The 6,410-nt window shown below is 38.7% G+C and carries 5 protein-coding genes; 2 read left to right on the top strand and 3 right to left on the bottom strand.

The features are described 5' to 3' along the window. Positions 1 to 2 precede the first annotated feature (2 nt). The gene (locus ACKPEB_RS18525) at positions 3 to 908 is read left to right on the top strand and encodes a helix-turn-helix domain-containing protein (protein ID WP_408966449.1); all 906 of its coding nucleotides are present in this window, start codon (positions 3 to 5) and stop codon (positions 906 to 908) included. Between the two features lie 34 nt (positions 909 to 942). Here ACKPEB_RS18525 and malQ read toward each other — a convergent pair whose 3' ends face one another. Further along, entirely contained in the window at positions 943 to 2,454 is a 1,512-nt protein-coding gene (malQ, locus tag ACKPEB_RS18530; RefSeq protein WP_408966450.1) for a 4-alpha-glucanotransferase, read from the bottom strand. Positions 2,455 to 2,901: 447 nt separating this feature from the next. Here malQ and ACKPEB_RS18535 point away from each other — a divergent pair, with 447 nt between their 5' ends. Next, positions 2,902 to 3,537, top strand: a complete 636-nt coding sequence (locus ACKPEB_RS18535) for a TMEM165/GDT1 family protein (RefSeq protein WP_408966451.1) — start codon at positions 2,902 to 2,904, stop codon at positions 3,535 to 3,537. A 30-nt stretch (positions 3,538 to 3,567) separates the two neighbouring features. On the opposite strand, the gene ACKPEB_RS18540 is transcribed toward ACKPEB_RS18535, so the two are convergent. Then, positions 3,568 to 5,253: an NAD+ synthase gene (locus ACKPEB_RS18540; protein ID WP_408966452.1), complete on the bottom strand. Its 1,686-nt coding sequence runs from the start codon at positions 5,251 to 5,253 to the stop codon at positions 3,568 to 3,570. A 24-nt stretch (positions 5,254 to 5,277) separates the two neighbouring features. Then, the gene (locus ACKPEB_RS18545; RefSeq protein ID WP_408966453.1) at positions 5,278 to 6,378 is read right to left on the bottom strand and encodes a response regulator; all 1,101 of its coding nucleotides are present in this window, start codon (positions 6,376 to 6,378) and stop codon (positions 5,278 to 5,280) included. Positions 6,379 to 6,410 lie beyond the last annotated feature (32 nt).

Here is a 6,410-nt window from a genome sequence, read left to right on the forward strand (position 1 = left end):
TTATGAAAACTGACTTATTTGTTTTACCGTTTAAAAACTCTAAAAATTCTCGCTCAACCTCTAATTCTGATGATGCCGAACTGGGTCAGCGATTAGTAGAAATTGGAGAGCAACTCCGAGAAACCCGTTTGCGTCATTCCTTATCTTTAGATATACTGGCAGCTTACACTCGCATTCGTTCTCATTTATTACAATCTTTAGAAGAAGGTAGGATGGAACAACTCCCCGAACCTGTTTATACTCAAGGGTTAATCCGTCGCTATGCTGATGCTTTAGGTTTAAATGGAGAAGAACTCGCTAATTTTTTCCTGCCTGAACCTCCACCTATGGGAGTTAAATCAACTCTAAGTTTTTTAGCTCTTCCCCAATTAAGACCAACCCATCTTTACTTAACTTATATCCTATTAATTATTTGTGCAATTAATGGGGTTTCTTATCTGAATAAAACCACTAATTTTGCGGGAAAAACCGATGAACGGGTTACACTTTCTAATCCAACGGATACGAATTCTCAACTCCGTCCAGCGATAGTAGAAACCCCGACTCAATCTACGAGTCAGTTGGTGTCTTCTTCTCCTGCTACAACAACATCAAGGGTACAAACCGTTGAGACAGCCTCGCAAACAAAACCGTCTCATCAACCCGCCACGGCAAAAGCTGTAGAAGTGGGTATTGTGGTTAAAGATCAATCTTGGGTCTTGATTGAAGTGGATGGAAAAACTGAATTTGAAGGACTGCTAGAGGGAGGAACACAACGCAGTTGGAAAGCAAAAGATAAAGTAGTTGTTGTGGCTGGAAACGCGGGAGGTGTACTCGTGACAGTCAATAATGGAGAAGCCAAACGCCTCGGTGAACCGGGTCGGGTAGAAGAAGCGGTTTTCAAAGTCCAAGATTTATCAAAATCATAACTCAAGACGGGCGGGAGAACCCCGCCCCTAAGAATTATGGCTGACGAGGTTGACGACCGTAGGTTTCAGTGAAAAACTTGAGGCGCTCTGCGATTTCTTCGGTTAACATTCCGGGTTGGAAACGCCAAGCCCAGTTTCCTTCAGCTTCTCCGGGCATATTCATTTTAGCTTCACTACCTAAGCCTAAAATATCCTGTAGGGGGAAAATTGCTTGATTGGCGACACAGGACATGGCTAACCGAATTAAATCCCAATGAATCCCATAACCCGAACTACAGCCTAAATAACGGGTGACTCTGGCTTGTTCTTGTAAACTCCGACGGTTAAACCATCCTACGGTGGTATCGTTATCATGGGTTCCAGTATAAACCACCCAATTTGGGGAATTATAATTGTAGGGTAAATAGGGATTCTCTGGCCCGGAATCAAAGGCAAAATGCAGAATTTTCATTCCGGGTAAACCATATTTATCCCGTAATTCTTCCACTTCTGGGGTAATAATTCCTAAATCTTCAGCAATAATTGGTAATGTGCCTAATTTCTCATTTAATAAGCTAAAAAAGGCATCTCCAGGTGCTTCAACCCAGCGACCATTCATTGCTGTTGTTTCTCCTTGAGGAACAACCCAAAAAGATTCTAAACCGCGAAAATGATCAATCCGAACTAAATCTAAATAACCTAATAACGATTCAACTCGTTGTATCCACCAATGGAAATCTTCTTGTTGTAAACGCTCCCAATTGTAAACCGGATTTCCCCATAATTGACCGGTCGCACTAAAATAATCGGGGGGAACACCCGCCATTAGTGAGGCGTCTCCTGTTTCTCCATCTAAGGAAAAGATGTCAGGATGTGACCAAACATCAGCGCTATCATGGGCTACATAAATCGCTAAATCTCCAAACAGTTGTATGCCTTGTTCGTTCGCATAAAGTTTGAGTTTTCCCCATTGTTTGAAGAATTGAAATTGTAGGAATTTATGATAGTAAATTGGTTCGGCTAATTTGACTCCCCAGGTGTGGAGAGCGTCCTGTTTTCGTCGAGCAATATTTTCATCCCATTGGTTCCAACTTTCCCCCTTTAAAGCTTCTTTGAGAGACATAAAAATGGCATAATCATCTAACCAATAGTTGCTGCGATAGCAAAATTGATTAAATTCTTGTTCTTGTTCAGATGTGGCATTTTCTTTAAAGGTTTCACAGGCTTTTTTAAAGAGTTTATCTTTATAAGCTTTAACGGCATCAAAATTAACAATATGGCTGGGGAAATTCGGAGGATTTGCTAAGTCTTCATCGGTGAGTAATTCGTCCTCTTTTAACAATTCTAAACTAATTAATAAGGGATTTCCGGCAAAAGCAGAATAGGATAAATAAGGAGAATTACCAAATCCAGTGGGGCCAAGGGGTAAAACTTGCCATAATTGTTGGGCACTTTGTTTGAGAAAATCTACAAATTGATAGGCGACAGGGCCAATATCTCCAACGCCAAAGGGACTGGGTAAGGATGTCGGGTGTAGTAAGATACCGCTAGAACGGGGAAATGGCATAACGCTTAAAATCTTAAGGGTATAGAAATTTGTACGGGAGCAACTGAAGTTGTCAATGGGTACAAATCATACCAAGATCTTACGACTAAGGGGGGATTCTGTTTCATAAATTTTATCCGGGACAGGGATGATTAACCGCCAGCTAGATTTTTTCTAACTTTAGATAGAAATTGCGTGATTTTAGGGAACAGGGAATTACGAATTACGAATTACGAATTGCGAATGGGGAATAGGGAATTAGAAATGTGTAAACAACTCTGTTTGGGTACTTATTATTCTAGGAATTATAAAAAAATGAATTAATTATGAATTTATTATGATTCATTTATGAATAAAACCAAATAAAACTCAATAAAAATATTGAGAAATTAAAAAGTTTTTATGGTATGATAAAGATGAAAGTCTTATGATCTACTTTCATCAATCCTGTTTCACAATATTATAATCATGCTCACTGCTTTTACAGCCGCGCTCTTACTTATTACCATTTCAGAGCTTGGAGATAAAACATTTTTTATTGCCGTTATTTTATCCTGTAAATATAATAGAAAACTTGTCTTTGCTGGGGTAGTTGCTGCTTTGGCAACCATGACGGTGCTTTCCGTTGCGGTGGGGCAAATCTTTTCATTCTTGCCTCCAATTTATATTCACTATGCCGAAATTATTTTGTTTGCCTTATTCGGGTTTAAACTGTTATATGATGCTAGTAAAATGGCTCCCGAATCAGGGGCTAGTGATGAGCAGGAAGAAGCCTTAGAAGTTGTGGAAAAAGCTCAGAAAAAGTCTACAATTGGAAAAACAAAATGGGCAACTTTTATAGAATCTTTTGTCTTAACCTTTGCGGCAGAATGGGGCGATCGCACTCAAATTGCCACTATCGCCTTAGCGACCTTTCATAATCCCATTGGCGTGATTATTGGAGGAATTGTAGGACATACAATTTGTGCAGCAATTGCGGTATTAGGAGGCAAATTAATTGCGGGAAGATTATCAGAACGGGCAATTACAGCGATAGGAGGTTTTCTATTTCTAGTATTTAGTGCGATCGCATTATTTGAAGGAACAGGAACAACCCCCGCTTAAAATAACCCAGGTAGAAAATATTAATTGTTACTACCAATCTAGTGCTTTTGCAATTGGCATTCTCCATCCAGTTCCAAAAGCGCGATCGCTAATTTTTAATCCGGGTGCGGCTTGACGACGTTTAAATTCAGCAATCATCACTAAACGAATCACTTTTTTAACAACAGCTTGTTCATGTCCTGCTTCCACAATTTCAGTTAAGGATTGATGTTTTTCAATTAAACGATATAAAATATCATCTAAAATTTCATAGGGGGGTAAAGAATCTTGATCGACTTGTCCGGGTTTGAGTTCTGCGCTCGGCGGTTTAACTAATACATGATGGGGGATTATTTCTTTTCCATGATATTCATTTAACCAAGAACATAAGGAATAAACACGGGTTTTAGGTACATCTGCAATGACCGCTAATCCTCCATTCATATCACCATATAAGGTACAATATCCCACCGCCATTTCTGATTTATTCCCAGTGGTTAATAATAAATGCCCAAACTTATTAGAAACCGCCATTAATAAAGTTCCTCGGATGCGAGATTGGAGGTTTTCTTCTGCTAATCCAAAGGAAGTTCCTGCAAACATGGGTTCTAAGGTTTGATCAAAAATTTGCATTAGATTTCCAATGGGTAAAGTTTGGGTTTGAATCCCTAAATGATTGGCTAATTCTAAAGCATCTTGAATGGAATGATCAGAACTATAGGGAGATGGCATTAATACCCCTAAAACGTTTTCTTTCCCTAATGCTTCCGTTGCGATCGCAGCTACTAAAGCCGAATCAATTCCCCCACTTAACCCTAAAACAACTTTAGAAAATCCACATTTTTGCACATAATCTTTTACCCCTAAAACTAATGCCAACCAAATTTCTTGATCTTCATTTTCAATTAATTTTATATCTTGATTCTGATTAGAATTAGCAATTAAATCTTGGGTTTGGGTATCAAATTCTATAACGGCAAAATCTGTCTCAAACGGTTTTAAACTTAAAATTTTATCGCCATTTTTATTAAAAGCAAAACTACAACCGTCAAAAATTAAATCATCATTTCCTCCGACTTGATTTGCATATAAAATTGGAATATTATAGCGTTTTGCAGTATGACTAATCAAAGATTGTCTGAATTTTTGCTTGCCGACTTGATAAGGTGAAGCCGATAAATTAACGACTAAATCTACCTCTAAATGAGCTAAATCTTGGAACGGATTACAAGGATAATTCCGCTTACCCCAGAATAATTCATCATTCCATAAATCCTCACAAATTGTCACCCCAATTTTTAGGGTATCTTCTAAAACAAAAAAATCACTTTCTAATCCGGGTTCAAAATAGCGATCTTCATCAAAAACATCGTAAGTTGGTAATAATCGTTTTTGAAAATACTGTTTAACTTTACCCTTTTCTAATAATGCAGCACTATTAAAAATTGGGTTGCCACCTTTTGTTTGATAATCTAAATTTTGTTGAATAGTTCCCACTAAAACAGCAATTTGAGGCGGTAAATCTATTGCTAATTGCTGTAATTTTTCTGTTGTTGCTTCAATAAAACTCGGACGAATTAATAAATCTCTGGGAGGATATCCGGTTAAGGATAATTCTGTTGTTAATAACAGATGACATCCCGCTTCAACCGCTTTTTCTGCCGCGTCTAATATTCGTTGAGCATTGAGCGTTAAGTCTCCAACCGTCGGGTTAAGTTGAGCGATCGCAATTTTCATAGTCAAACCGAAGTAAAGGGAAATTTAGTTATCAATTTCAATGATAAATATTGAACCTTGAGGCGTATTATCAACAACGTAAATCTTTCCGCCATGAGCCTCTATCACCAGTTTGCAAAACGCTAAACCTAATCCAGTTTGGCTAATGCCTTTCATGGGAGTTCCTATTTCATATTTTTCAAAAATACTTTGTCGTAAATTATCATTTACCCCCGGCCCCAAATCAGCAACCTGAACTCTCGCACCTTGTTCACCAGGGTAATCAACCGTGAGGGTAATTTCACTATCATGGGGTGAAAACTTAATCGCATTGGATAGCAAATTATCGAGGGCGCGACGAAATAGAGAGGGATCAATATTCACCAGACGGTGATTCAGTTGAGGCATTTTTGCAATCAGTTCTAAATGATTTTGAGTTGCAATTTCTTGTAAGTCGGTAATTGCCGAGGTACAAAGTTCACACAAGTCTACCTCTTGACGGTCAAGAACTAATTGACTCGATTCTAATTTAGCTCTTAAAAGCAATTCATCCACAAAAGATCGCAATTGTTGTCCACCGTTCAAAATCTGATCCAGCTTTTTCTTAAGTTTTTCTGGGGGTAAAGTGGGATATTTGCTCAACAATTCTGCGGCTAAGAGAATACTGGTAATCGGATTTCGGAGGTCATGCACCATCATATTCACCATATCTTCACGAAACCTCAGCAGGTCTCGAAGATTGTCATAAGATGCTTTTAGCCTGAGTTGGGTTTTAACCCTAGCCATGAGAATGGGGGGGCTAACCGGTTTTGTAATATAGTCAATCGCCCCCAACTCTAAGCCTTTACGCTCATCCTCAATGTTGGATTTAGCCGTCAGAAAGATAATCGGGATATCCTGGGTTTGGGAGTTAGCCTTAAGCTGGCGACAAACCTCATAACCATCCAAACCGGGCATCATAATGTCAAGAAGGATCAAATCAGGGGGATTACCTGACTGAGCAATCGTTAACGCTTTTTCACCATTGTTAGCAACTTTGACCCGATAATCGTCCTTGAGCAGTCCACTAATAAAAATCAGGTTATCCGGGGTATCGTCTACAACTAAAATGGTCGCTTTTTCATTCTGGCTTTGAGAGATGTCCATATCCTTTTATTAACTTTTTGATTGTTTCAGAC

The sequence above is a fragment of the Planktothrix sp. genome (assembly GCF_046067725.1).
Classification (GTDB): Bacteria; Cyanobacteriota; Cyanobacteriia; order Cyanobacteriales; family Microcoleaceae; genus Planktothrix.

Excerpts from the sequence above, each read along its gene's own strand:
- ACKPEB_RS18525 (WP_408966449.1), top strand. The coding sequence starts at position 3 with ATGAAAACTGACTTATTTGTTTTACCGTTTAAAAACTCTAAAAATTCT.
- malQ (WP_408966450.1), bottom strand. The coding sequence starts at position 2,454 with ATGCCATTTCCCCGTTCTAGCGGTATCTTACTACACCCGACATCCTTA.
- ACKPEB_RS18540 (WP_408966452.1), bottom strand. The coding sequence starts at position 5,253 with ATGAAAATTGCGATCGCTCAACTTAACCCGACGGTTGGAGACTTAACG.
- ACKPEB_RS18545 (WP_408966453.1), bottom strand. The coding sequence starts at position 6,378 with ATGGACATCTCTCAAAGCCAGAATGAAAAAGCGACCATTTTAGTTGTA.
- ACKPEB_RS18535 (WP_408966451.1), top strand. The coding sequence starts at position 2,902 with ATGCTCACTGCTTTTACAGCCGCGCTCTTACTTATTACCATTTCAGAG.